The sequence below is a fragment of the Nannocystis pusilla genome (assembly GCF_020073745.1).
Taxonomy (GTDB): Bacteria; Myxococcota_A; Polyangia; order Nannocystales; family Nannocystaceae; genus Nannocystis; species Nannocystis radixulma.
The window spans coordinates 318437-343128 of the sequence record NZ_JAIRAU010000047.1; the positions used below are offsets into that span (position 1 = coordinate 318437).

Consider the following 24692-nt stretch of genomic DNA (forward strand, 5'->3'; position numbering starts at 1 on the left):
ATGGCCACCGACAAGCCCAGGCTCCGCAAGGTCGAGCGCATGGCGCTGCAGCGCGGCGACGAGGCGCTGATCGTCCTGCGCGACCCGACCGGTCTCAGCGAGCAGGTCGCCTTCCCCCAGGAGGCCTCCGTCATCCTCGACGCGCTCGACGGCCAGCGCACCGTGCCGCAGCTGCGCCAGTCGCTGGCGATGCGCGGCATCATCGACATCCCGCTCGCCGACCTCGAGGCGCTGGTGCGCGACCTCGAGAGCGCCGGCTACCTCGACGACGACGCCTTCCGCGCCCGCTGGGAGGCCATCCACCGCGAGTTCCTCGCCAACCCGGTCAGGCGGCCGCGCTGGGCCGGCCTGCTCTACCCCGACGACCCGGTTGCCCTCGCCGCCGCCCTGGCCGCCGCACTACCTGACCCTTCGGCCAGGCTCGCCGACACCAGCGACACCCTCGGCGTGCTCCTGCCGCACCAGCCGCTGCCGGGCACCGGCGCCGCCCCGCCCGAGGCCGCCGTCCACGCCGCCGCCGGCCTCGGCGACGAGGTCCTGCGCGGCCTGCCGCGCGCCCGCGACATCGACCTCGTCGTCGTCCTCGGCACCGACTACCACCCCGGCCTGCAGCCGTTCGTCATCACCGACAAGCGCTACGCCACCCCGCGCGGCGAGCTGGCCAGCGACCCGGCGCTGGTCCGCGCGCTCGACCGCCGCCTGCCGTGGATCCGGCGCGAGGAGATCCGCCACCGCGAGGCGCTGAGCCTCGAGCTCGCCGCGGCTGTCCTTCAGCACCTGTACGATGGAGCATGTCCTCCGGTACTCCCGGTGCTGTGCGGGCCCGGCGCGATCGAGCTCGACGACGGCGGCCCGGTCGAGGGCTTCCTCGCCACCATGGAGCATGTCCTCGAGGACAGGCGCGTGCTCTGGTGGGTGACCGCCGAGCTCGGCCACGAGGGGCCGGCCTACGGGCGCGCGCCGCTGACGCGGGAGCGGGCCGCCGCCCTCGTGGCCCGCGATCGGGCCTGCCTGGCCGCTCTGGCCGACGCGCGGCCCGAGCAGCTGGAGCGCTGCTGCAAGGGCGTCCCGGGCCTCGACCCGCCGAGCGGCACCGCGGCCCTCGTCACCGCTGCGCGTCTGTTCCCTGTCGGCTACGGGGCCGACCTCGTCGCCTACGCCTCCGGCCGCCCGGTCGGTCCCGACGACGGGTGGGTCGGCCTCGGCGGGGTCCGCTTCACGCGGCCCGTCGACCTCGGCGACGACGACGACTTCAGACCCGCGAGCCTGCGAGCCTCATGATCTGCTCGACGGCCTGCTCGACCGTCAGCGGGATCCGGCCCTGCGGGTCGACCGACGCCTGGGCCGCCAGCCCGTAGATCACGGCGATGATGCCGCGGGCCACCACCTGCGGGTCCCCGGCCAGCACGCCCTGCTCGACGCCGCGGCGCACGATCTCGGCGTAGGCCGTGCGCATCTCGGCGAACGTCTTCTCGAGCTTCTCGCGGTACTCCTGGATCTGGCCCGACATCGTCACCAGCAAGTTGCAGAGCTTGGCCTCGTCGCCGTGCTCCACGAACAGGCGGAGGTGGTTGCTCGCCACCTGCGCGAGCGCCCGGTCGGCCGGCAGGTCCGGCGGGATGTCCGCCGCCCAGCGCTCTTGCAGGGCCAGGAGCTGCGCGTCCAGGATGTCGTGGAACAGCGACTCTTTGGCCTTGTAGTGGAAGTAAACCCCGCCCTTGCTGAGGCCGGCGTCGCGGGCGATGTCCAGGAGCCGCGTCGAGGAGTAGCCGCGGCGCACGAAGCACCGCGTCGCCGCAGCCCTGATCTGCTGCTTGCGCTGGTCGTCGATCTTCTGGCGTGTCATCGCTGCTCCCCACCCTCCCGGCGCCTGGCCAGCGCCCCCGGCCTCCACGCTAACGGAGACCCCCACCGGTCTGTAAAGCCGCCTCGCACCCTCACAGACGACGGGTGATAATGGCCCTCTCGCCGCGAACGGCCGCGTAGAGGTGGCCAGGCCGCCGGATCGGCCCCGCCGCGGCGCGCGGGCGGTATCGGCCCTCGCACGCGTCGATCTCCGTCGCCGTGAGCTCCCTGCTGGCGGGCGATGCCGCCCCGCGCGAGGCTACCCCTTGGCCAGACCCCCTCCTGAATAAGACACTAAGTCGCGCGTCCTGGACGCCGAGGTTTTATGCGCAAGCTCCTTCCGGTCTTCATGGCCCTCGCCTTCTCGCTGCCCGCCTGCTCCTTCTCGTATTCGTCGTCGAGCCGCTCCGGAACGGCGCCCGGCACCACCGACGGGACGAAGAGCGGCAAGGGCAAGCCGGCGCGCCAGGCCGCGGTCGACACGTCGAGCACACCTGCTCCGGCGCCCGCTGCCAAGCCCACCCCCAAGCCCGCCCCCGAGCCCGAGCCCGCCGCCACCACTCCCGAGCCCGCGCCGGAGCCGACCGAAGAGCCCACGCCCGGCCGCGCCACCGATCCCAAGCCGGGCCGCGCCGAGCCCAAGCCGGGCCGCGCCACCGAGCCCGCGTCGGCCCGCCTCGTCGACCCCGCGACCCAGCCCACCCCGCGTGACGACCCGCAGCAGGCCGGCCTCAGCCTCACCGCCGGCGAGTCCAAGCCCAAGCCCAAGACCAGCACCATCTCCAACGGCGGCGCGGCGCCGAAGGGCAAGCCCGGCACCCTGACCGGCACCCCCAAGCCGACCGAGCCGCCCAAGCACGAGGCCAAGCTGGCCGCGCCGCAGTGAGCCGGCGGCCCTTCGTCCGCCCTCCGTGAACCAAGGGCCATGACCGCGAGGTCATGGCCCTTCATTCATGACCTCTGGGACAGGAGCGCGAGCCGGCTGCCATGTCCCGCGGGACAGCTCTCAGGAGCGCGAGCCGGTGCGCGCGTGGGCGCGGCGGCCCGGCACGTCGGCGCGCTGCATCGGCGCCGGCGGCAGCTCGAGCCGCGGGTCGGCGGGCTGGCTGCGGCGCAGCACGTCGAGCGAGACCTCGTCGAACTCGTCGTCGACGTCGTCCTCCTCGAGGTCCTCGCGCGCGGTGAAGCGGCGGCGGAGGATCAGCGCCTCGTCGGCCTCGTCGCCGAGCTCCTCCTCGTCGACCTCGTCGAGCTCGGCCGGATCGGCGCACGGCGGCTCGAGCTCGAGCTGGGCCGGGCCGGCGCGCCGCTTGCGAGCCGCGGGGGCGGACTTGCCGGCCGGGGCGTTGAGGCTCGCACGCAGCTCGACGCCCGGGCGGAAGTCGATCGTGAAGGCCGCGTCGATCGTCATGGGCTCGAGCGTCCGCGGGTTGACGCCCTTGCGAGCCGAGCGCTTCTTCTTGGTGAAGGTGCCGAAGCCGGGGAACGTGAAGCGCGGGCTCTGGGCCCGCGTCACCCTCGCCTTGACGAAGTAGGCGGCCATCTCCCCGAACGCGATCTCGAGGATCTGCTGCACGCACTTCTTCGTGATGTCCGGCGGCAGATCACGGTTGCGTGCGATTTTTTCGATGAGTTCAGCCTTCGTCATCGCGTCGCCACAGAAACGTGACTGTAGAAGTGGCGACGCGAACCGTCAACTGTACTGCCGAACAGCATCCGCAGCGGACGTGACGATCATCGCTGAAAACTGGACTACAGAAATTTCACGACGCGGATCGCAAGCGGCGCGCGCGGCCCACTTCTCCACAGCTCTTCACGCGTGAAAATCCGTCGCGCATCCGGGCATTGCATGTGCATGACGCGATCAACTTCGCAGCACGCGCAGCGCTCGCTCGAGGTCCGACATCACCGTGTCGTCGGCCGGATTTCGCTGCCCCGGAGGGAGTTCACCCTCGCGTCGGATCACGTACGACGGATGATACGTGACGTGAAGTGGGATCTGCAGGCCTGCACCCGGGTCGTCGTAGGTCCAACGACGGTTGCGCATCTGTGCCAACTTCAGATCCTGATCGGTGCCGGTCAGCAACATCCCCGCGTGCCGGCCGAGCGCCACGATCACCGCGGGACGGATCGCCCGGATCTGGGCGCGCAGGAACGGCGAGCACTTCTCGATCTCGTCGGCGGCCGGTTCGCGGTTGCCGGGCGGCCGGCACTTCAGCACGTTGGCGATGTAGACCTGCTCGCGCTTCATGCCCAGGCGCTCGATCCACTGCGTCAGCCGCCGGCCGGCAGCGCCGACGAACGGCTCGCCGCGCCGATCTTCGTCCGCGCCGGGCGCCTCGCCGATGAACATCACCCGCGCGTCGGGGTCGCCGACGCCGAATACAATGTTCGTGCGGGTCTTCGAGAGCTTGCAGCGGGTGCAGTCGCCGACGTTACGGGCCCGCAAGTACTCGAGCTTCTGCGCCGGCGTCCACGCCTGAGCCTGCGCGCGTAGCGAGGCATCGCCGGCCGGGCGCGGCGCGCCCTCGGCCGCACGCGGCGGTGCCCCCTGATCCGCCAGCGGCAGGCTGACCGTCCGGGGCCGCGGCGACGGCTCCGCGGGCTGCTGGTGGACCGTGCGAGCGCGCGGCGGCTCCGCGGGCGCGCGCGAACGCGGTGCATCTTGCGGCGGCGGCTCCCAGTCTGCAGGGCCCCGCTGCGTGCGCCCTCGCGTCGTCTCCTGCGGCGACGACTCGCGGTCTGCATGGCCCCGCTGCGCGCGCCCTCGCGTCGTCTCCTGCGACGACGCCTCCCGGTCTGCAGGGCCCGGCTGCGCGCGCCCTCGCGTCGGCTCGTGCGGCGACGGCTCCCGGTGTGCAGGGCCGGGCTGCGCGCGCCCGCGTGTCGTCTCCTGCTGCGACGACTCCCAGTCTCCGGAGCCCGACTGCGCGCGCCCGCGTGTCGTCTCCTGCGGCGGCCACGGCTCCCAGTCTCCGGGGTCCGGCTGCGCGCGCTCTCGCGTCGTCTCCTGCGGCGACGGCTCCCAGTCATCCGGGCCCGGCTGCGCTCGACCGCGTGGCGTCTCTTGCGGCAGCGACGGCTCCCAGTCCTCGGGGCCCGGCTGCGCGCGCCCTCGCGTCGTCTCCTGCGACGGCTCCCAGTCCGCCGGGCCCGGCTGCGCGCGCCCTCGCTTCGTCTCCTGCGGCGGCGGCCCCGAGGCCGCGCCCGGCTGTGTGCGCGCTCGCGGCTCGGGATCGCGGGCGGATCTGGCCTGGTCTTCGGGCCATGTCGGCGCGCGCGCCCCCGCGGCGGTGCGCTCGGTCGCCTGTCCGGACGGCCAGGTGCTGTCCGGCGCCGGCGATCGCTCCTCGGGCGCGGAGATCGGCGCGCTCGCGCGACGCGGAGAGGCCGCGGCGGACACGTACGCCAGACCGCGGAACTCCCGGAGGTGACGCAGGTGGGCGGCGAACTGAACCGCCAGCCGCCGGGTCGCGTCGCGTCGATCGCCTTCCACCGCGAGATCCTCCGTCAGTTCGTCGCCGCCAGCGCGTCGAGCAGCCAGGCCGCCAGCGCCGCCTTGGCGATCGGCGGGCCCGACGCGCGCACGGCGATCGCGTCGCCGTCGCGCGCCAGCAACAGGCCGGCGTTGGTCGCCGACGCGAAGCCGACCCCGGGCGCGCCGACGCGGTTGACGAAGATCGCGTCGGCGCCCTTGGCCCGCAGCTTGGCCGAGCCGAGCCGGATCAGCTCCTGCTGCAACCTGTCCTCGGGGCCATCCTCGACCGTCTGCGCGGCGAACCCGAGGAAGCGCGAGCGCGGGGCGCCCGGCGCCGCGCCGCGGCCGAAGCGGACCGTGAGCGCGGCGAGGATGTCGGGCGCGGCCCGCCAGGCGAGCGTCGGCAGCGTCGCCAGCAGCTCGGCCTTCTCGAGCTTGCGCGCGGCGCCGCCGTCGATCTCGAGGTCTTGCACCGCCGCGACCATGGCCACCCAGTCACATGGCCCTTGAGACAGCTCGTTCTCCAGCGCCGCCTGCATCTCGGCCGCGGTCTCGACGTCGACGCGGCGCACCCCCGCCGGCGTGGCCAGCTCGACCGGTCCGGCCACCAGCGTCACCGCGGCGCCGGCGCGCTGGGCCGCCTCGGCCAGCGCGAAGCCCATCGCCCCGGTCGACGCGTTGGTGACGAAGCGGACCGGATCGATGTACGTGCGCGTCGGCCCGGCCGACACCAGCACGCGCTTGCCCGCCCACGGCCCGCGGCCGACGCCGAGCCGCGCCAGCGCGGCGGCGACGATCAGCGGCGGGTCGATCATGCGGCCCTCGCCGATCCACCCGCACGCCAGCTGCCCGCGATCGGGCCCGACGAACTCGGCCCCGCGGGCGCGCAGTGTCGCCAGGTTGTCCTGCGTGGCCGGGTGGCGCCACATGTTCGTGTTCATCGCCGGCGCCCACAGCACCGGCGCGCGCGTGGCCAGCAGCACCGTCGCGGCGAGGTCGTTCGCCAGGCCGTGGGTCGCGCGCGCCAGCAGGTCGGCGGTGGCCGGCGCGACGACCACCAGGTCGGGCCAGTCGGCGAGCTCGATGTGGCCGACGTGGCCCTCCTCCTCCGGGTCGAGCAGGCGCGTGCGCACCGGCCGGGTCGACACCGTCGCCAGCGACAGCGCGCTGACGAACGCCTCCGCCGCCGGCGTCATCACCACCTGGACCTCGCAACCGGCGGCGACGAACGCCCGCACCAATTCCGGCGCCTTGTAGGCCGCGATCCCGCCGCTGACGATCAGCAGGACGCGACGGCCCCGCGGACGTGTCCCATGGGACATGTCCGTGGCACCAGCCTCAGTCAACCGGCCCCTCCTGCAGCGGCTCGACGCCGACGGTGTGGATCCCGAAGCCGGACAGGCCGACGATCTTGCGGGGGTTGTTGGTGATCACGCGGATCCGGTGGACGCCGAGGCTGCGCAGCACCTGCGCGCCGAGGCCGAAGTCGCGGAAGCCGGCCTCGGCGGGCTTGAGCGCCGGCGCCGATTCGGCCGCGCGCGGCGTCAGCAGCGGGTCGGACGGCCAGCGGTGGCCGAGGACGTAGAGGAACACCCCGCGGCCGGCGCGATCGATCTGCTTCAGGCTCGCGCGCATGCGGCTCGCCGCGCCGTCGCCCGTCACGCCGAACACGTCCTCGAGCACCTGCGACCGCTGCGCGCGCAGCAGCACCGCGTCGTCGCCGTCCTCGCGCTGGTGCAGGTCGCCCTTGCACAGCGCGACGAAGAAGCTGGCCGGCTCGACCGTCGAGCGGAACGTGTGCATCGTCCAGCCGTCCTCCGCGGAGATGCCGAGGATCGGCGACTCGAGCGGCTGGCGGGCGACCTCCTCGATCAGCGTCTCGCGCTGGAGGCGGTAGCCGATCAGATCGGCGATCGTCAGGATCGGCAGCTCGTGCGTGCGCGCGAACGACTCGAGGTCGTCCATGCGGGCCATCTCGCCGTCGTCGCGCATGATCTCGCAGATCACGCCCGCGGCGCGCAGGCCGGCCAGGCGGGCCAGGTCGACCGAGCCCTCGGTGTGGCCCGAGCGGACCAGCACGCCGCCGGGCTGGGCCCGCAGCGGGAAGATGTGCCCCGGGCTGACGATGTCGGTCGGGCCGAAGCGCTCGTCGCTGGCGACGCGGATCGTCTGCGCCCGGTCGGCCGCCGAGATGCCGGTCGTCACGCCGCTGCGCGCCTCGATCGACACCGTGAACGCGGTGCCCATGTGCCCCGGGTCGGTCGGCACCATCATCGGCAGCCGCAGCTCGCGCACGCGGTCGGCGGTCAGCGCCAGGCAGATCAGCCCGCGACCCCACCGGCACATGAAGTTGACCTGCTCCGCCGTGCAGTGCTCGGCCGCACACACCAGGTCGCCCTCGTTCTCGCGGTCCTTGTCGTCGACGAGGACGATCATCCCGCCGCGGCGGATGACCTCGATGCAGCGCTCCACGTGCTCGTAGTTGGTCGTTTCGCTCATGTCTTTAGCTGTTCTTGGAGACAGGTGCTTCGGGACAGGGCGCTTCGGACCTGTCCCCGGAGTCAGCATTCACGTCGGCCGCGGCGGCGTAGCCGGCCGCGGCGTCGAGGTAGCCGGCGCGGACCAGGGCCTCGCGCGTGACCGCGGGCGCGGCGGCCCGGCCGGCCTCGGCCCCGGCGCCGAGCAGGCGGGCGACGTAGCGCGCCAGCAGGTCGACCTCGAGGTTGAGCGCGTCGCCCACCTTCAGGTCGGCCAGGGTCGTGGCCGCGAGCGTGTGCGGGATCAGGCCCACGGCGAACCCACGCGGGTCGACCGCGTTGACCGTGAGGCTGACGCCGTCGACGCACACGCTGCCCTTGACCGCGATGTAGCGGGCCAGCTCGCCCGGGACGTCGAACCACATCTCGACCGCGTCGCCGCGGGCGACCCGGCTGCGCACGCGCGCCAGGCCGTCGACATGGCCGGACACGAGGTGGCCGCCGAGCGCGTCGCCGAGCCGTAGCGCCGGCTCGAGGTTGACGCGGCTGCCGGGCCGCAGCTCGCCGAGGGTGGTGACCGCGAGCGTCTCGAACGCGGCTTCGACGGTGAAGTCGCCGGCGGTCGAGGCGACCACGGTGAGACACACGCCGGAGATCGCCACGCTGGCGCCGAGGCTGCGATCGCCCTCCGACAGCGCGTAGCGGATCACGAAGGTGCGTCGCTGCGCGCCAGGGATCACGCGCTCGACCGTGCCGACGCCGCGCACGAGGCCGGTGAACATGCGGGGGTTATGGCACAGATCACCGGCCGGTGCGACGGCCCGCAGAGCCCGCCGGATGCGTCAGATCTCGCGTCCTTCGGGATCGTCGGCGGCGTCCGCCGGCGGGCCGAGGACGGTCAGGCCGTCGACCCCGACGTCGGTGCGCAGCAGCGGACGAAGCCGCGTGGCGTCGGCGACCGCCGCGACCTTGAGGCCGGCGGCGGCGGGACGTCCGTCACCCAGCACGATCGGCGCATGGAACCAATAGAACCGCTGCCACGCGGCGGCGGCGACGAAGCTGGCGATCATCCGCCCGCCGCCCTCGACCAACAGCGAACGCAGCGGCAGCTTGCCGAGCGCCTGCAACGCGCCGGCGACGTCGACCCGGCCCTCGGCGTCGCCGTCGAGCTCGATGCGCCGCAGGCCGAGCTCCTCGACCGCCCGCTGCGCCGCGGCGGGAGCGCGGCTGGTGTGCAGCACCACGGTGCCCGGCCGCAGCAACGTCGGCCGGCGCACCGCCCCGGCCACGCGCAGCCCGCTGTCGAAGATCACCGGCAGCGGGTCGACGCCGGTCACCATGCGCACCGACAGCGCGGGATCGTCGCGCAGCACCGTGTCGGCGCCCACGGCGATCGCGTGGTGACGGGCCCGCAACCAGTGTCCGAGGCGCCGCGCCGGCGCGCCGGTGATCCACTTGCTGTCCCCCGAGCCAGCCGCGATCTGGCCGTCGAGCGACGACGCGATCTTCAGCGTGACGAACGGCAGTCGCGTCCTCTCGTGGTGCAGGTAGTGCTCGTGCGCAGACGCGCACGCGCCCGCGAGCACGCCCTCACGCACGCGGATGCCGGCCGCGCGCAGCAGTTCGATCCCGCGACCGCCGGCGTGCACCGCCGGATCGAGGCTGCCGATCACGACCTCGGCCACCCCGGCGGCGATCAGCGACCCGGTGCACGGCGGCGTGCGGCCGAAGTGCGAGCACGGCTCGAGCGTGACGTAGACCGTCGCCCCGCGCGCGGCCTCGCCGGCCTGCTGCAGCGCGGCGACCTCGGCGTGCGGGCCTCCCGTGACCGCGCTGCGCCCGGCGCCGACGACCTTCTCGCCCTGCACGACGATCGCGCCCACGCACGGGTTCGGGTAGGTCGCGCCGGTGCCCGAGCGAGCCAGCGCCACGGCCGCGCCCATCAGTCGGACGTCGCGTGCCGCCCGCGACTCGTCCGCCGCCGGCGCGCTCGCCAGCGCCGCCGCGATCGCAGCCGGGCCGTCGTCCGCGGTCCCGCTCGCGCCGCCGAGCAGGTCAGCGAGCTCCGGGTAAATCAATTCACCTCGCTCTCCGGCGACGCTGCCGGCGCGGACCTGTCCCCAGAGTCAGCCTCGTCCTCGCCCTCGGCGAAGGCCGGCAGCCGGGTCGGCGCGCTGAGCTGGATCTGCCCGCGGGCGTCGATCTCGAACAGCGTGCGCTGGCCCTCGGGGCTGGTGTGCGCGGCCTTCTCCATCTCGTTCAACAGGTGCACGAACTCGTCGACCGCCTGGTACTCGCCGTGGATGGCGACGTAGCGCACGTAGGCGACGGCGTCGAGCGGGCGCAGCAACCGGAGGATCCGGTCGGCGATCTCCTCGGCGCGGATCTCCTTCTCGCCGCGCGTCGCGGCCCACAGCTCGACCACGCCGAGCAGCGCCTCGATCTGCTCGTCATCGACGGGGCGCTTGCGGCAGACCGCCTGCAGCGAGGCGCGGATCTTGTTGCGATCGAACAGCTGCTTGCCTCCGCCGCGCCCCAGCACGATCGGCGGCGTGGTCTCGATGCGCTCGTAGGTGGTGAAGCGGTGGTTGCAGTCGAGGCACGCACGTCGCCGCCGGATCGCACCGCCGTCCCGACTCTCCCTCGAGTCGAGGACCTTGATGCTCCCGCTGCGGCAGACCGGGCAGAGCAACCTACCCCCCGGGCTCCAGCTTCTCGACTCGCCGGGCGTGGCGCCCCCCGGCGAAGCGGGCGTCGAGGAAGGTCCTGAGCAGGACCTTCGCCAGCTCGACGCCGACGACCCGCGCGCCCAGACAGAGCACGTTGGCGTCGTTGTGTTCGCGGGCCATCGCCGCGCTGAACGGATCCATCACCACGGCGGCGCGGATGCCCGCCTGCTTGTTGGCGGCCATGGCCATCCCCTGACCTGTCCCACAGACCAGGAGGCCGAGCGAGCCCGGCTCGGCGCGCACGCGCCGGGCGACCTCGACCGCCACGTCGGGGTAGTCGACCGACTCGCTGGCCGCGGCCGGCCCGGACTCGCTGGCGACCTCGTGGCCGAACGCGGCCACGGCGGCCGCGAGCTCGCGCCGGAGATCGATCGCCGCGTGGTCGCTGCCGAGGTGCACGCGCATGGTCTAGCCCGCCCGCTTGAACACGAGGCACGCGTTGGTGCCGCCGAAGCCGAAGCTGTTGGAGAGGGCGACGTCGACCGCGACGCGGCGCGCCTCGTGCGGCACGTAGTCGAGGTCGCAGTCGGGGTCCGGCTCGTCGAGGTTGATGGTGGGCGGCAGCACGTTGTGGTGCAGCGCGAGGGCGCAGATCGCCGCCTCGAGCCCGCCCGTGGCCCCGAGCAGGTGGCCGTGCATCGATTTGGTCGACGACACCGCCAGCTTGCGCGCGTGCTCGCCGAACACCGCCTTGATCGCGCCGGTCTCGGTCGCGTCGGCGCTGGTCGAGGTGCCGTGCGCGTTGATGTAGCCGACCGTCTCGGGGGCGAGCCCCGCGTCGCGCAGCGCGAGCCGCATGCACCGCTGCGCGCCCTCGCCGTCGGGCGACGGCGCGGTGATATGATGCGCATCGGAAGTGGCCGCGTAGCCGACGATCTCGGCGTAGATCCGGGCTCCGCGGGCCTTCGCGCGCTCCCACTCCTCGAGGATCACGAGGCCGCAGCCCTCGCTGAGGACGAAGCCGTCGCGGCTGACGGTGAACGGCCGCGACGCCTTGGTCGGCTCGTCGTTGCGGGTCGACAGCGCGCGCATCGACGCGAAGCCGCCGACGCACAGCGGCGACACCGTGGCCTCGGTGCCGCCGGCGATCATCACGTCGGCGCCGCCGCGGGCGATCAGGTGGAACGCCTCGCCGATGCTGTGGGCGCCGGTCGAGCAGGCCGACACGTGGCTCATGTTCGGCCCGCGGTAGTTGTGGCGGATCGAGATCTGCCCGGGCGCGAGGTTGACGATGATCGCCGGCACGAAGTACGGGCTGATGCCGAGGCGCGGGCCCTTCTCGCGCAGCGAGTCGTGCGTGGCCTCGAGGACCGGCAGACCGCCGAGGCCGGCGCCGACGTAGACGCCGAAGCGCTCGGGGTCGTCGGGCGCACCGAGCTGCGCGTCCTCGACGGCCATCGCCGCGGCCGCGATCGCGTACTGGATGAAGAGGTCCATCTGTCGGACCTCTTTCTTGGCGATCCAGCGGGTCGGATCGAAGTTTCGGACCTCACCCGCGATCCGCGTCGACAAGATGCTGGCGTCGAACCGCGTGATCGGCCCGATCCCCGACTGCCCCGCGCACAAGCTCCGCCAGTTTTCGTCGTTGCCGACGCCCAGCGGGCTGATGAGCCCCACTCCCGTGATCGCGACCCTGCGCCCCGTCACAACGACCTCTCAGGCCTTGCGGCGCGCGCGGATGTAGCTCACCGCGTCGCCGACGGTCTTGATGTTCTCGACCTCTTCGTCGGGGATCTTGATCTCGAAGTGCTCCTCGAACGCGAGGACGAGCTCGACGATCGCCAGCGAGTCGGCGCCGAGGTCGTCGGTGAAGATCTTGTCCAGCGTGCAGTCCTCGGGCTTCACGTCGAGCTGCTCGCGCACGATTTCGATGACCTGCTTCTCGATGTCGGATGTCGTCATGGTGGTAGTTCCCTCTCAGGACGGGTCACAAGCGGCGCACTAAATACGGAGGCTTCACATGCGCAGGCCGCCGTTGATCGCGAGGACTTGCCCCGTGATGTAGGCGGCGGCCGGCGCGGCCAGGTAGGCCACGGCCTCGGCGACCTCTTCGGGTCGACCGATCCGGCCCAGCGGGATCTGCTTGAGCAGCGCCTCGCGGGCCTCGCCCTGGACGCTGGCGGCCGTCATGTCGGTCTCGAAGAAGCCCGGCGTGACCGCGTTGACGGTGACGCCGCGGCTGGCGAACTCGCGGGCGAGCGAGCGGGTCAGGCCGAGCATGCCGGCCTTGGCGGCGGCGTACATCGCCTGGCCGGCGTTGCCCTGCTCGCCGATCACGCTGCTGATGTTGATGATGCGGCCGTCGGCCTTGGCCTTGAGCAGTTGGCGAGCGGCCGCCTTGGCGCAGAAGAACGCGCCCTTGAGGTTCACGTCGAGGACGCGCTGGAAGTCGGCCGCGGAGGCGCGCATCAGCAGGGCGTCGATCGAGATCCCGGCGTTGTTGACGAGGATGTGCAGCCCGCCGAGCTCGGCGGCGATGCGCTGCACGCCGGCCTCGACCGCGGCCGCGTCGGCGACGTCGAACCCGTACGGCCTGGCCGCGCCGCCCTCGGCGACGATCTCGTCGCACAGCTCGCGGGCGGCGTCCTCGCGGGCGGCGTAGTTGACGGCGACGCTCGCCCCGCGCTGCGCGAGCAGCTTGGCGATCGCCCGCCCGATCCCTCTCGACGCGCCGGTCACGAGCGCGACGCGCCCGGTGAGCGCGAGCGACGGCGGCAGCGCCCGGGGCTGGGTATTGGCTTCGTGGCCCGACACTAGGTGCCGAGCTTTAGCACATCGAGGTCCGCCGGGGAACCGACGGCGGCGAGCGAGAAGCCCTTGTCGATGCGTTTAATCAAGTTGCAGAGCACTTTGCCGTGCCCGAGCTCGAGCCCGCGAGAGATATCCATGCGTATCACCGTTCGCACGGACGCCTCCCAGCGGACGCGGCCGGTGATCTGACGAACGAGTCGATCGCGGACGTCCTGCGGCCCGCCGCTCGTCGGATACGGCTCGGCATCGACGTTCGCGATCACGGGCGCACGCGGCGCGGCGATGTCCATCGTCGCCAGCGCCTCGGCCACCCGCTCGGCCGCGGGCCGCATCAGCGCGCAGTGGAACGGCGCCGACACGTTGAGCTTCATCGCTCGCGCCTTGCTCTCCTTGGCGCGCGCGACCACCCGCTCGACCGCCGCCGCGTGCCCGGCGATCACGATCTGTCCGCCGCCGTTCTCGTTCGCGGGGCTCACGACCTCGCCCCCGGCGCTCGCTTCTTCGCACCACTGCTCGAGCGCGAGCGGGTCGGCGCCGATCACCGCCGCCATCGCGCCCACGCCCGCGGGCACGGCCTCTTGCATGGCGAGCCCGCGCAGGCGCACCAGCTTGACCGCGTCGACGAACGCCAGCGCGCCCGCGGCGACCAGCGCCGAGAACTCGCCGAGGCTGTGACCGAGCAGCGCGGCCGGCTGCAGCCCGAGCTCGCTCGTGACCACCGTCCACGCCGCGATGCTGCAGGTGAGGATCGCCGGCTGGGTGTTGGCGGTCTGCGCCAGCGCCTCGGCCGGGCCCTCGAAGCACAGCCGCGACAGCGGCTCGCCGAGCGCGTCGTCGGCCTCGGCGAACACGCGCCGCGCGGCCGGGAACGCCTCGGCCAGCGCCTTGCCCATCCCGGGCTCCTGGCTGCCCTGACCGGGGAACAGGAACGCGAGCGGCCGGGCGACCCCAGCCGAGGAGCTGTCTGAAGAGACATGTTCGTTCATACAGGTGAATCCTCGCGCTTGGCGGCCGCGAACAGCTCGCGGTGATCGCCGATCGCGGCGCGCAGCGCCGGCGTGAGGTCGCGCGCCGCGTAGTCGGCCGCGATCCGGATCCCGCCGGCGAGCGCCTTCGGCCCGGCGCCGCCGTGACAGATGATCGCCACCCCGTCGACGCCGAGCAGCGGCGCGCCGCCGTAGCTGTCGGGGTCGAGCTGCTCGCCGAGGGCGCGGAAGGCCGGGCGCAGGATCAGCCCGCCGAGGCGGGTGCGCGCGGTCTTCATCACCGCGGCGCGCAGGAACCCGACGATGCCGCCGGCGGTCCCCTCCATCACCTTGAGCGCGACGTTGCCCGTGAACCCGTCGGTGACGATGACGTCGACCGTGTCCTTAAAGAAGTCCTTGCCCTCGACGTAGCCGTGGAACGAAAACGCGGGGCTCGGGTGGGCGGACAGCAGGCGGTGGGCCGCGCGCGTGAGATCGGTGCCCTTGCCCTCCTCGCTGCCGTTCGACAGCACGCCGACGCGCGGCGTGATCCCGTGCACGGTGCGGGAGAAGATCGCCCCCAGCACCGCGAACTGCACGAGGTTGATCGGCTTGCAGTCGACGTTCGCGCCCATGTCGATGAGCACGCACGGGCCGCCCTTCGGCCGCGGGAAGCTCGAGACGATCGCCGGGCGGTCGATGCCCTTGAGCCGGCCGAAGCGGAACAGCCCGCACGCCAGCATCGCCCCGGAGTTGCCGGCCGAGACCACGGCCGCGGCCTGGCCGCGCCGGACCAGGTCGAAGCACACCAGCATCGACGCGTCGGGCTTGGAGCGCACCACCTTGGAGGGCGTGTCCTCCATGGTGATCACCTCCGACGCGTGATGGACCGTGATGCCGTCCTCGCCGTCGTAGCGAGTGACCCCGAGGAGCGCGAGCTGCGGCATGAGCCGTGCCCGATCGCCGACGAGGATCACCTCTTGCCCGGCGCGCGCGGCGAGGACTGCGGCCTCGACCTCGACGAAGGGACAGTGATCACCGCCGAAGGCGTCGAGCGCGATCTTCCTCGTCGCCGCCACCTCTTACTTACTCTTGCGCGATCGTGATCACCTCACGGCCCTTGTAGTGGCCGCAGGCCGGGCACACGTGGTGGCTACGCACGCGCTCCTGGCAGTTCGGGCAGGCGACGAGGGTCGGCGCCGAGCGCTTGTCGTGGTGGGCGCGCCGCATGTCGCGGCGGGACTGGGACTTCTTCTTCTTGGGGACAGCCATGGCACAAAACCGCCTTGGAAGCGGGGGCGGGAGTCTAGCGCTTTTCCCGGCGCCACAATCGGCGCAGGGGGCGGTAGGGTGCCCCGGGGACCTGAGATAACTCAAGCCCTCGAGGCGAAGATCACTGCTTCTTCTTACTGGGGGGCTTCTTGGAGGACCTGCTCGCCGCGTTGCCGGCGGGCGACTTGCCGGCGGACGACCTGGCCGCCGGCTTGCCCGCGGCGGGCTTGCCCGTCGGCTTGGCCGCCGATCTCCCGGCCGGCTTGCCCGATCTGGCGGGCGTCGGGTCGGGCTCCGGCTCGAACCCGGGATCGAAATCGTCGACGCCAGGAATAGGGCCGGCGAACTCCAGGTTGTCGGCCCCGATGTCGTCGTCGCCCTCGCCCACGCCGGAGTCGGCGAGCTGCTTCAGGGCCGCTTGCCACGAGCTCGCGGGCCTGGCCGGCTCCTCGAGGTCGGCGTCGGCGGCGATCGGCACCTGGGCGTCGACCGCCCCGCACGCCGCGCACGGCCCCGGCGGCTGACCGTTCAGCTCGGCGCCGCAGCGCATGCACAGGCCGCGGCACGCCTCCCCGTACGCGCACAGCGCCCGGATCGGATACGACAGCAGCACCTGCTCGGTGATCAGCGGCCGCAGGTCGATGCGCGTGCCGGAGAAGCTGCGCTCGTCGGGCGACTCGGTCTCGGTCTCCTCGTCGTCGGCGTCGCCGACGCGATCGCGGACGAAGTGCACACAAATCTCGCCGCCGGCGGAGACCGCGGCCGGGGCCAGGCAACGGGCGCAGGGGACGCTGTAACCGCCCTGGATCGAGCCGCGGACCAGGTAGCTGCTCCCCTCGCCGATCGGCGTGACCTCGAGCTTGGTGGAACCGGCGCTCGTGACCTCCGCGTCGGTGTGCGCCAGCACCGTCGCCATCCACGGCGCCGGAAGCTCCGCCTGGATGTCGTACGGACCCGGCCCCGAGCGGGCCAGGGCCACGAGATCGAGGTCAAGCTCCGGCGGGAGCTGCGTGCCGTCGTCGCGGGTCGTGGCCTTCATCCGGCCGCATGTAGCGCGTGGCGCCAGGGCTGTCAAACCGCCGCCAGCCCGGATCCATTCCCCGCCAGCCCCGGATCCTTGTGGATCCTTCTGTTGACACGGCAAACGTGGATTGGCTATTGCCTCCCGGCCCTTGGTCGCCTCTGAGCCCACTGCGCGCCTCGGAGGCGCCGACGCGAGTCCCGAGCTCGACGCGCCCGGCGACGTCCGGGTCGACGCGCCGGCGCGTCCGCTCGACGACATCATGATGCGCACGCCCGACGACCTCATGCGCACGCGCGACGACCTCATGCGCACGCGGGTCGTCGCGGTCTCGGCCTGCCTGATCGGCGCCTGTCTGATCGGACTTGTCCCTCGGGACAGCCACGCCGCGCGCCCGGTCCGGCAGCTCGGCATGGTCGCCTCGACCGGCGCGCCGACCTGGCCGGCCCTGCACGCCGCGCCCGGGCTGCGCCCCACCGACCTGGTCGCCGGCCTCGGCGCGCCGCTGCTGCTCGCCCCGCCGCGCACCACCCCGCGGCGCCTGCCCGGCGGCCAGGCCGAGCCGCCCGCCGGCGAGCCGCCCGCCGGCGAGCCGCCCGCGAGCGAGGCGACGCCGGTCGAGCCTGTCCCCGAGGACATGCCCGATCAGCCAGGGCCTTCGGCACCTGGCCCCACGGGCAGCCCGTTGACGCGGCCGACCCCGAACCTCGCGCCGCCGCCGAGCGGCGACGATCTCGAGGCCGGCGACGAGGAGGTCGCGCCGGCGCCGGAGCCGACCAACGACAACGCCCCGCCAGTGACGGTGCTGGTGCCCGAGCCGGAGAAGCCCGACCCGGCCGACGAGGTCCCGCGCTTCCTCAAGGGCAAGAGCGTCCCGCCGTTCTGGATCGACCGCACCTACACGACGCACCGCACGCGCGCGCTGACGCTGCCGCCGCTGTTCTTCGACCGCCGCGGCACCGCGACCCACCCGGAGAAGCTGTTCCACTTCAACCTGTCCTTGACGACAGGTTGGTACAGCCAGCGCACGGCCAAGCGGCGGTGGTTGTCGCCGGCGATCCTGTTCTTCGGCTCGTTCAGCGAGCGCACCAGCGGCTGGGGCGCGGTCGCGCTGCTGATGGGCTACAAGCGGGTCGGCGAGCAGTTCAGCTTCGGCCAGTTCCCGTTCGTGTGGCGGTGGGGCAACAAGTCGGTCAAGAACCTGATCGTCGTCCCCTTCCACTACCACCAGAAGACGCCCGACAGCATGCGCGGCTTCTCGGCGCTGCTGTTCTGGTACGGCCACAAGAACACCACCGACAAGGATCCGCTCAACGACCTGCGCTACTTCGTCGGCGCGCCGCTGTTCTACCGCGTGACCCGCGGCCCGAGCACCGTCAACGTCGGCGTCCCGCTCTACGTGGGCGGGCAGAACAAGGCCCGCGGGGTCAAGTGGCACACGGTGCTGCCGTTCGTGCACTGGCAGTCGAGCGAGTACGGCAACCGCAAGGACCTGTGGACGCTGCTGTACGTGCAGCGCAGCGACAAGGCCCGCAGCCAGCGCACCTGGGCGGTCCCGCCGCTCCTCACGTTCTCGCGCCAGACCCCGACGCGCAAGCTGTTCTCGGCCACGCCGCTGGTGTGGCGCGCCGAGAACCGCGACCGCGGCAGCGTCGCCTGGTCGGCGTTCCCGTGGGTCAGCTACCGCGACCCGGAGCAGCGCAACCGGGTGCTGTTCCCGCTGTTCTGGCAGTTCGGCGACGTCAAGGCCGGCGTCACCAGCAGCGTGTTCGTCCCGCTGCTGTACGCGCGCAAGAGCCCGCAGGACACGCGGGTCTACACCCTGCTCGGAGGCGGTCGCGCCGGCAAGGACGGCCGCTGGGGCTTCGGCATCACCCCGCTGCTGACGTTCGTGCGCAACGAGCCCGGCGGCAACAGCTTCCAGGTCGTCACGCCGCTGTTCGGCCACTCGCACGACCCGAGCGCCTACGACGGCAAGGGCTCGCGCACGCTGTCGGCCGGCGTGCTCGGCTTCTACCGCCGCCGCGGCGAGCGCTGGGACGCCGGCCTCGCCCCGCTCGCGTTCGTCGGCCGCGACGGCACCCGCTCGTACCAGACCATCACCCCGCTGTTCTGGCACCGCCGCGACACCGACCCGGCCAAGCCGAGCGACCTGTGGGTGCTCGGCCCGATCTACGCCAAGAAGGTCAAGTCCGGCGGCCACGGCGGCCTCGCCCCGCTGGTGTTCGCCGGGCGCGACGACAAGTTCCGCTACGGCATCGTCCCGCCCTTGCTCTTCGGACATGTCCACGACGTCGAGGCCCAGCGCGCGCTGACGGTGTCGCCGCTGTTCGCCCGCAGCAAGGGCCCCGACCACCGCACGATCGGGGTGCTCAACCTGTTCTGGGACGTGAAGCGCGCCGGCGACGAGCGCCACACCGCGCTGTTCCCCCTCTTCTACCGGCGGCAGAAGGACGGCAAGGCGCTCACCCTGACCCCGCTGGGCGGCGCCTATCGCACGCCGGAGCAGCGGACCTGGTCGGCCGCGGCGCTCCTGTACGGCTTCCGCGGCTACAAGGATCCGGTCCGCCGCGGCTTCGGCCTGATCCCGCTGGTGTTCTACGACCGGCGCAAGGTCGAGGGCGGCGTCGCCAGCAACCTCGTCGTCGCGCCGCTGTTCGCCCGCCACCGCGCGCCGAGCGAGGACCTCGACATGTGGTCGCCGCTGGTCTGGCGCACCGCCACGCGCGGCGAGAAGCCGCGCAAGAACCTCGCGGTCGTCCCGTTCTACTTCCGCCAGCGCCAGCCCGAGGGCATCGACGTCGACGCCGGCCTGCTGCTGCCGTTCTTCTACAGCCGCGACAAGATCCGGCGCACGCACACGCTCATCGCCGGCCCGGCGTTCCACCGCCTCACCCGCACCTCGCTCCACGCCGGCGTGGTCCCGGTCTACTGGTGGATGGACTCGGCCGAGAAGCGGCGCCTGATCTCGCTGCCGCTCATCTTCCACCAGGCCGACAAGGCGAAGAACGAGCACACCACCATCGCCGTGCCGTTCTGGTTCGACCGTCAGCGGGCCAACGGTCGCCGCTCGTGGGTCGCGTTCCCGTTCGTCGTCGGCGTCAAGGGTCAGTTCAACTTCACGCGCTTCAGCCTGGCCCCGCCGATCTACTTCGACTTCTTCCGCCTGCACAAGAACTACCGCTTCACCGGCGTGGTCCCGTTCGCGTTCCGCTACCAGAAGTGCGGCTTCCGCGAGGAGGACGACGATCGTTGCCGCTACACGGTGTGGGGCTCGTGGCCGTTCTTCCTCTACGGCAAGGACGGCAAGGGCCGCACCAGCCACGGCGCGCTGATGCTCTACTACTTCGACAAGGACCCGGGCGGCCGCCGGTTCCTCACCTTGCTGGGCGGCGCCAACGTGCGGCCCGGCGAGCGCCTCACCTGGTACGCGCTCAACTTCGGCCACACGACCACGCGGCAGTTCAAGACCACCGTCTTCTTCCCGCTGTTCTTCCGCAAGGCCTACCGCACCAAGGATCGCAGCACCACCGTCGTGCTGCCGCCGCTGTTCGTCGGCGCCCGTCGCGAGGACTACCGGTGGTTCCAGGCCGGGCTGATGGTCTGGAACTTCCGCCGGCCGCACAAGGTGACCACCGTGGTCGCGCCGCCGCTCTTCTACACCGCGCACAGCTACGCCGAGCGGCGCATGACCTGGCTCTTGCCGCTGTTCCTGCGCGACAACAACTGGGCCAAGGACACCAGCTTCACCAGCGTCTTCCCGGCCCTGGTGTTCCAGCGCCGCCGCGGCCAGGACAACGACTGGGTCCAGTTCCCGCTGATCTGGCACATCGAGCGCGGCGAGAACTCGGGCACCTTCGGCGCCTTCTTGTGGTGGGACATCCGCCGCAAGGGCCGCGTCACGCAGGTCGTGCCGGCCATCTGGGCCCGCCAGCGCGGGCGCGGCCGCGAGACCCAGGTCATCGGCCCCGGCCTCGGCTGGTGGTGGCGCACCGAGCAGACGATCAGCGACGCCAAGGGCGACGGCATCGGCGTCAAGAAGGGCCTCCACTGGCGCGCCCTGTTCGGTCTCATCGGCGGCGGCAACGACGGCGCGCAGCGCTACTTCTCGCTGTTCGGCGGCCGGATCCCCCTGCGGCCCAAGGCCGTGTGGGAGCCGCGACGCAAGCGCCTCAAGGCCCAGACCCCCGCGGCGCCCAAGGCCCTGCCCCCGGCCGCGCCGAAGGCCCCGGTCGAGCCCGCGCAGCCCAAGCCCTGATCGGCGGCAGTTGTCCTCCTTGCGAATGCAAGGACGATGACGACGCACGGATGACGCCGATGGGCGCGATGCGGTGCACCCGCGTCGCGCCCACACATCATGCTTGCCTGCGGCCACGAGGGCCCCGGGCGCGGACCCGGAGCCCACGTCGCGCCGTGGTGATCACATCGGCTGGACGCCGCAGTCGTCGACCTCGCTGGGGATGCAGCCCTCGCAGTCCCAGCGGAAGTTGTCGATCAGCGCCGCGGTCGACAGGTACTGGTCGGACATGTCGGCGAGGAAGAAGCCGACCGTGATCTCGGCGCCCGGCTGCACGCCGCCCTTGGCGGTGAACCAGTCGGAGCACGCGTGGGTCTCGAAGCCCGTGCCGGCCAGCTGCGGCTCGTTGTAGGTGTAGCCCTGCTGGATGAAGTACGGGTCGAGCGCCGTGATGGTGATCGGCAGGCCCTTGGTCGGGTCGTTCGGGTCGGGGATGAAGGTGACGTTGCCGCTGTACGGGTCGACCGGCGGGTTGGCGTTCGGGTTGTCGGGCGTCGGGTCGACCTGGTAGGCGATCAGCAGGTCGTTGTACGACGAGTCGACCCAATTGGGCCACTCGGCCGAGCAGAACGCGAACTCGAAGGTGTAGCCGAAGGTCCCGGCCGGCACGACGGTCTTGAAGCTGAAGTAGATGCGGTCGTTGCCGTCGGCGTCCGTCATCTCCCACTGCGCCTGGATGGTGTCGGAGCAGTCGTTGTCGCCGGCCCCGTTGTCGCAGTTCTTGAAGGGCGTGCCGCCGGCGCCGTTGTTGCTGCCGTTGACGGCCTTGAACGGCAGGGGCAGCGGCATCTCGTCGGGGTTGCCGTTGTCGGTGGTGCCCTGGTTGTTGGGCGCCTCGATCACGACGCCCTCGGCGTTCGGCGGCGCGATCTCGCCGTTCGAGATGATGAGGAAGCTGCTGCCCTCGCGCGGGCTGTAGAGGCGCTGCGGCGGCGTGTTCGCGTCGTTGTCGTGATCGTACGTGTAGGTGCCGTAGCCCTTCGTCACCTGCCAGCTGACGTCGACGGGGTTCGAGTGCTCGAAGCTGGTCGTGACGATCGAGTTGGCGAGCGTATCGTTGCAGATGCCGATCGCCTTCAGCATGTTGTTCTTGTCGGCCTTGTTGCTGATCACGTCGGGCGCGTCGTCGCACACGATGTAGTTGGCCGGGGCCTGGCAATTGGCCGGGAAGAACGAGGTGCAGTTGTTGAGGCAGAAGTCGCCGGGGCCGCCGTCGACCTGGTTGCCGTCGTCGCACTCCTCGCCGCGCTCCTTCTTGCCGTTGCCGCACATCGGCGGCGTGAGCGAGCAGTCGGGCTCGCAGCCGTCGTTCGGCACGTCGTTGCCGTCGTCGCACGCCTCGGGCTCCTCGACGTTGGCGTTGCCGCACTCCTGCGTCGGCGTCGCGGTGAGGCAGTCGGCGCTGCACTCGTCGCCGTCGTCGGTGTTGCCGTCGTCGCACGCCTCGCCCTGCTCGACGTTCATGTTGCCGCACACCGCCGTGACGTTGCAGGTCGGCTCGCAGCCGTCCCCGGGCACGTCGTTGCCGTCGTCGCACTCCTCGGTGCCCTCTTGCACGCCGTTGCCGCACTCCGGCGTCACGGCGGTCTCGCCCTCCGTGTCCGTCGCGGCCGTCGTGCCGTCGGTCGTGCCCTGGGTCTCGCCCATGCTCATGCCCGTCGTCGGCGTCGTCGTCGTCGGTCCGGTCTCGCTGTCCGAGTTGCCGCCGGGCGTCGGGTTGTTGGTGGTGATGTTCGTCGAGGCGTCACCTTCGGTCTGGTTGACGCCGGTGACGTTGTCGACGCTGTCGCCGCAAGCGACCAGCGCGGTGGCACAAAGGCCGGTGGAGAGCAGTCGTACGATCGGAGTCTTCATGGTCATGGTCCTCGGGTCTAAGATTCGCGGGCCGCCCACGCACGCATGGGCGAACCAGCGGAGTCGACGTAGCGTTTCGGATCGCGAGCGATCGATCAAGCGTGCAAGTCCGCGACGCGCGTCGTCGTGCCAACGAATTTCACCCGCGAAAACACCGACGCGGGCCGCCCCGGCCGGAGCGACCCGCGCGTCATGCCACATCACTCACATCGGCTGGATGCCGCAATCGTCGACCTCGTTCGGAATGCAACCCTCGCAATCCCACCGGAAGTTGTCGAGCAGCGCGACCGTGGTCAGGTATTGATCGGACATGTCGGCCAAGAAGAAGCCGATCGTGATCTCGGCACCCGGCTGCACACCGCCCTTGGCGGTGAACCAGTCGGTGCAGGCGTGCTGCTCGAAGCCCGTGCCCTGCAGCTGCGGCTCGGCGAAGGTGTAGCCGGGGCCGTCGTAGTACGGGTCGAGCGCCGTGATCGTCAGCGGCAGGCCGCTGGCCGGATTGTTCGGGTCGGGGATGAAGGTGACGTTGCCGCTGTACGGGTCGACCGGGGGCATCGCGTTCGGGTTGTCGGGCGTCGGATCGACCTGATAGGCGATCAGCAGGTCGTTGTACGAAGAACCGACCCACGTCGGCCACTCCGCCGAGCAGAACACGAAGTCGAAGGTGTAGCCGAACGTGCCCGCCGGCACCTTCGTATTGAAGGTGAAGTAGATGCGGTCGTTGGCGTTGCCGTTGGTCATCGCCCACTGGGCCTGGAGCGTGTCCGAGCAGTCGCGGTCGCCGTTCGGCACGCCGTTGTCGCAGTTCTTGAAGGGCGTGCCGCCGGCGCCGTTGTTGCTGCCGTTCTGGTTGTTGAACGGCGCCGGCAGGACGCCGCCGTCGGGGTTGAAGTTGTCGTCGTGCGTCTGCGAATTCGCCGGCTCGACGACGACGCCCTGGCCGTTCGGCGGGGTGATCGTGCCCGTCGACAGCATCAGGAAGGCCGCGCCCTCGCGCGGGCTGTAGAGCAGCTGCGGCGGCGTATTCGCGTCCATGTCGTGGTCGTAGGTGTACGTGCCGAAGCCCTTCGCCACCTGCCACGAATTGTCGACCGCCTGCGAGAACTGGAAGTTGCTCGTCATGATCGAGTCGGCCGGGGTGCTGTTGCAGATGCCGATCGCCTTGAGCGCGTTGTTCTTGTCGGCCTTGTTGCTGATCACGTCGGGCGCGTCGTCGCACACGACATAGTTGGCCGGGGCCTGACAGCTGGCCGGGAAGTAGGTGGTGCAATTGTTGAGGCAGAAGTCGCCGGGGCCGCCGTCGACCGTGTTGCCGTCGTCGCACTCCTCGCCGGCCTCCTTGATGCCGTTGCCGCAATCGGCCGGCGAGAACGTGCAGTCGGGCTCGCAGCCGTCGCCGGGGACCACGTTGCCGTCGTCACACTGCTCGGGGCGCTCGACCGTGCCGTTGCCGCAGTCCTGCAGCGGCGTGGCCGTCTGGCAGTCGGCGCTGCACTCGTCGCCGTCCTCGGTGTTGCCGTCGTCACACGCCTCGCCGGCCTCGACGTTGTTGTTGCCGCAAACGGCCGTGATCGTGCACGTCGGCTCACAGCCGTCGCCCGCGACGTCGTTGCCGTCGTCGCACTCCTCGCTGCCCTCCTGAACGCCGTTCCCGCAGTCCGGCACGCCCTCCGTCACGCCCTCCGTCTCGGCCGCCGTGGCCGTCCCCTCCGTCGTGCCCTGCGTGGCGCTGTCGCTCACGCCCGTGGTCGGCGTGCCCGTCGTCGGCTGCGAGGTCTCGGTCGCCGAGTCGCCGCCCGCGGTCGCGTCGACCGTGGCTTGTGAGGCGGTGTCGCCCTCGGTCTGACCGTCGGACGCGCTCGAAAGTTTGCCGCCGTCGTCGCCGCACGCGGCGAGCGCCGAGGCGAGAAAGCCGGCCGTAAGGATTCGAAAAGTCGGTCGAGTCATCATGGTCGTGTCCTGTATGCGAAGCATGTGGGCCGTCCTCGAATGCATGGCGGTCC

At 71.9% G+C, this 24692-nt stretch carries 21 protein-coding genes; 3 read left to right on the plus strand and 18 right to left on the minus strand.

Annotated features, from left to right (window positions below; translation table 11 throughout):
- Entirely contained in the window at positions 1-1281 is a 1281-nt protein-coding gene (amrB, locus tag K7C98_RS34435) for an AmmeMemoRadiSam system protein B (RefSeq protein WP_224196088.1), read from the plus strand.
- On the opposite strand, the gene K7C98_RS34440 is transcribed toward amrB, so the two are convergent.
- Positions 1253-1846: a TetR/AcrR family transcriptional regulator gene (locus K7C98_RS34440; protein WP_224196089.1), complete on the minus strand. Its 594-nt coding sequence runs from the start codon at positions 1844-1846 to the stop codon at positions 1253-1255. The genes amrB and K7C98_RS34440 overlap by 29 nt on opposite strands.
- A gap of 324 nt (positions 1847-2170) precedes the next feature.
- On the opposite strand from K7C98_RS34440, the gene K7C98_RS34445 reads away from it, so the two are divergent.
- On the plus strand, positions 2171-2731 hold the full coding sequence (locus K7C98_RS34445; RefSeq protein ID WP_224196090.1) for a hypothetical protein: 561 nt from the start codon (positions 2171-2173) through the stop codon (positions 2729-2731).
- Between the two features lie 120 nt (positions 2732-2851).
- Here the strand turns inward: K7C98_RS34445 and K7C98_RS34450 are convergent, their stop codons facing one another.
- From K7C98_RS34450 to K7C98_RS34520, 15 genes are all read right to left on the minus strand, one after another.
- Positions 2852-3493, minus strand: coding sequence for an HU family DNA-binding protein (locus K7C98_RS34450; protein WP_224196091.1), 642 nt, complete (start codon positions 3491-3493; stop codon positions 2852-2854).
- A gap of 216 nt (positions 3494-3709) precedes the next feature.
- Positions 3710-4234 (minus strand): uracil-DNA glycosylase, encoded by a 525-nt coding sequence (locus tag K7C98_RS34455; protein ID WP_224196208.1) that lies wholly within the window; start codon positions 4232-4234, stop codon positions 3710-3712.
- Between the two features lie 1121 nt (positions 4235-5355).
- Entirely contained in the window at positions 5356-6645 is a 1290-nt protein-coding gene (gene coaBC / locus K7C98_RS34460; RefSeq protein WP_224196092.1) for a bifunctional phosphopantothenoylcysteine decarboxylase/phosphopantothenate--cysteine ligase CoaBC, read from the minus strand.
- A gap of 16 nt (positions 6646-6661) precedes the next feature.
- Positions 6662-7822, minus strand: coding sequence for a 3,4-dihydroxy-2-butanone-4-phosphate synthase (gene ribB, locus K7C98_RS34465; RefSeq protein ID WP_224196093.1), 1161 nt, complete (start codon positions 7820-7822; stop codon positions 6662-6664).
- 4 nt (positions 7823-7826) lie between these two features.
- On the minus strand, positions 7827-8582 hold the full coding sequence (locus K7C98_RS34470) for a riboflavin synthase (RefSeq protein WP_224196094.1): 756 nt from the start codon (positions 8580-8582) through the stop codon (positions 7827-7829).
- A 60-nt stretch (positions 8583-8642) separates the two neighbouring features.
- Positions 8643-9878, minus strand: coding sequence for a bifunctional diaminohydroxyphosphoribosylaminopyrimidine deaminase/5-amino-6-(5-phosphoribosylamino)uracil reductase RibD (gene ribD / locus K7C98_RS34475; protein ID WP_224196095.1), 1236 nt, complete (start codon positions 9876-9878; stop codon positions 8643-8645).
- Complete coding sequence (gene nrdR, locus K7C98_RS34480; protein WP_224196096.1) at positions 9875-10492, minus strand: transcriptional regulator NrdR; 618 nt, start codon at positions 10490-10492, stop codon at positions 9875-9877. Before nrdR ends, ribD begins: the two co-directional genes overlap by 4 nt.
- Position 10493: 1 nt before the next feature.
- The gene (gene rpiB, locus K7C98_RS34485) at positions 10494-10934 is read right to left on the minus strand and encodes a ribose 5-phosphate isomerase B (protein ID WP_224196097.1); all 441 of its coding nucleotides are present in this window, start codon (positions 10932-10934) and stop codon (positions 10494-10496) included.
- A 3-nt stretch (positions 10935-10937) separates the two neighbouring features.
- On the minus strand, positions 10938-12176 hold the full coding sequence (fabF, locus tag K7C98_RS34490; RefSeq protein WP_224196098.1) for a beta-ketoacyl-ACP synthase II: 1239 nt from the start codon (positions 12174-12176) through the stop codon (positions 10938-10940).
- A 9-nt stretch (positions 12177-12185) separates the two neighbouring features.
- On the minus strand, positions 12186-12431 hold the full coding sequence (gene acpP, locus K7C98_RS34495; protein ID WP_224196099.1) for an acyl carrier protein: 246 nt from the start codon (positions 12429-12431) through the stop codon (positions 12186-12188).
- 54 nt (positions 12432-12485) lie between these two features.
- A complete protein-coding gene (locus K7C98_RS34500; RefSeq protein ID WP_224196100.1) occupies positions 12486-13283 on the minus strand; it encodes a 3-oxoacyl-ACP reductase family protein in 798 nt (265 codons plus the stop codon).
- Positions 13283-14266 carry an ACP S-malonyltransferase gene (gene fabD, locus K7C98_RS34505; protein WP_224196101.1) on the minus strand — a complete coding sequence of 328 codons (984 nt, stop codon included), beginning with the start codon at positions 14264-14266 and terminating at the stop codon, positions 13283-13285. Before fabD ends, K7C98_RS34500 begins: the two co-directional genes overlap by 1 nt.
- Positions 14263-15324: a phosphate acyltransferase PlsX gene (gene plsX / locus K7C98_RS34510; protein WP_224196102.1), complete on the minus strand. Its 1062-nt coding sequence runs from the start codon at positions 15322-15324 to the stop codon at positions 14263-14265. Before plsX ends, fabD begins: the two co-directional genes overlap by 4 nt.
- A 7-nt stretch (positions 15325-15331) precedes the next feature.
- Positions 15332-15517: a 50S ribosomal protein L32 gene (rpmF, locus tag K7C98_RS34515; protein ID WP_096325866.1), complete on the minus strand. Its 186-nt coding sequence runs from the start codon at positions 15515-15517 to the stop codon at positions 15332-15334.
- A gap of 121 nt (positions 15518-15638) precedes the next feature.
- Entirely contained in the window at positions 15639-16556 is a 918-nt protein-coding gene (locus tag K7C98_RS34520; protein ID WP_224196103.1) for a YceD family protein, read from the minus strand.
- Positions 16557-16689: 133 nt separating this feature from the next.
- Between K7C98_RS34520 and K7C98_RS34525 the strand changes: the two genes are divergently transcribed.
- Complete coding sequence (locus K7C98_RS34525) at positions 16690-20796, plus strand: hypothetical protein (protein ID WP_224196104.1); 4107 nt, start codon at positions 16690-16692, stop codon at positions 20794-20796.
- A 162-nt stretch (positions 20797-20958) separates the two neighbouring features.
- Here K7C98_RS34525 and K7C98_RS34530 read toward each other — a convergent pair whose 3' ends face one another.
- Positions 20959-22689 (minus strand): DUF4215 domain-containing protein, encoded by a 1731-nt coding sequence (locus K7C98_RS34530; protein ID WP_224196105.1) that lies wholly within the window; start codon positions 22687-22689, stop codon positions 20959-20961.
- 204 nt (positions 22690-22893) lie between these two features.
- Complete coding sequence (locus tag K7C98_RS34535; protein ID WP_224196106.1) at positions 22894-24639, minus strand: choice-of-anchor L domain-containing protein; 1746 nt, start codon at positions 24637-24639, stop codon at positions 22894-22896.
- Positions 24640-24692: the final 53 nt, after the last annotated feature.

What these genes read in the sequence shown, in the direction of transcription:
- acpP (WP_224196099.1), bottom strand. Translation starts at nt 12,431, where the DNA reads ATGACGACATCCGACATCGAGAAGCAGGTCATCGAAATCGTGCGCGAG.
- fabD (WP_224196101.1), bottom strand. Translation starts at nt 14,266, where the DNA reads ATGAACGAACATGTCTCTTCAGACAGCTCCTCGGCTGGGGTCGCCCGG.
- rpiB (WP_224196097.1), bottom strand. Translation starts at nt 10,934, where the DNA reads ATGCGCGTGCACCTCGGCAGCGACCACGCGGCGATCGATCTCCGGCGC.
- K7C98_RS34450 (WP_224196091.1), bottom strand. Translation starts at nt 3,493, where the DNA reads ATGACGAAGGCTGAACTCATCGAAAAAATCGCACGCAACCGTGATCTG.
- K7C98_RS34535 (WP_224196106.1), bottom strand. Translation starts at nt 24,639, where the DNA reads ATGATGACTCGACCGACTTTTCGAATCCTTACGGCCGGCTTTCTCGCC.
- rpmF (WP_096325866.1), bottom strand. Translation starts at nt 15,517, where the DNA reads ATGGCTGTCCCCAAGAAGAAGAAGTCCCAGTCCCGCCGCGACATGCGG.
- amrB (WP_224196088.1), top strand. Translation starts at nt 1, where the DNA reads ATGGCCACCGACAAGCCCAGGCTCCGCAAGGTCGAGCGCATGGCGCTG.
- K7C98_RS34445 (WP_224196090.1), top strand. Translation starts at nt 2,171, where the DNA reads ATGCGCAAGCTCCTTCCGGTCTTCATGGCCCTCGCCTTCTCGCTGCCC.
- ribB (WP_224196093.1), bottom strand. Translation starts at nt 7,822, where the DNA reads ATGAGCGAAACGACCAACTACGAGCACGTGGAGCGCTGCATCGAGGTC.
- K7C98_RS34530 (WP_224196105.1), bottom strand. Translation starts at nt 22,689, where the DNA reads ATGAAGACTCCGATCGTACGACTGCTCTCCACCGGCCTTTGTGCCACC.
- K7C98_RS34520 (WP_224196103.1), bottom strand. Translation starts at nt 16,556, where the DNA reads ATGAAGGCCACGACCCGCGACGACGGCACGCAGCTCCCGCCGGAGCTT.
- K7C98_RS34470 (WP_224196094.1), bottom strand. Translation starts at nt 8,582, where the DNA reads ATGTTCACCGGCCTCGTGCGCGGCGTCGGCACGGTCGAGCGCGTGATC.
- K7C98_RS34440 (WP_224196089.1), bottom strand. Translation starts at nt 1,846, where the DNA reads ATGACACGCCAGAAGATCGACGACCAGCGCAAGCAGCAGATCAGGGCT.
- coaBC (WP_224196092.1), bottom strand. Translation starts at nt 6,645, where the DNA reads ATGTCCCATGGGACACGTCCGCGGGGCCGTCGCGTCCTGCTGATCGTC.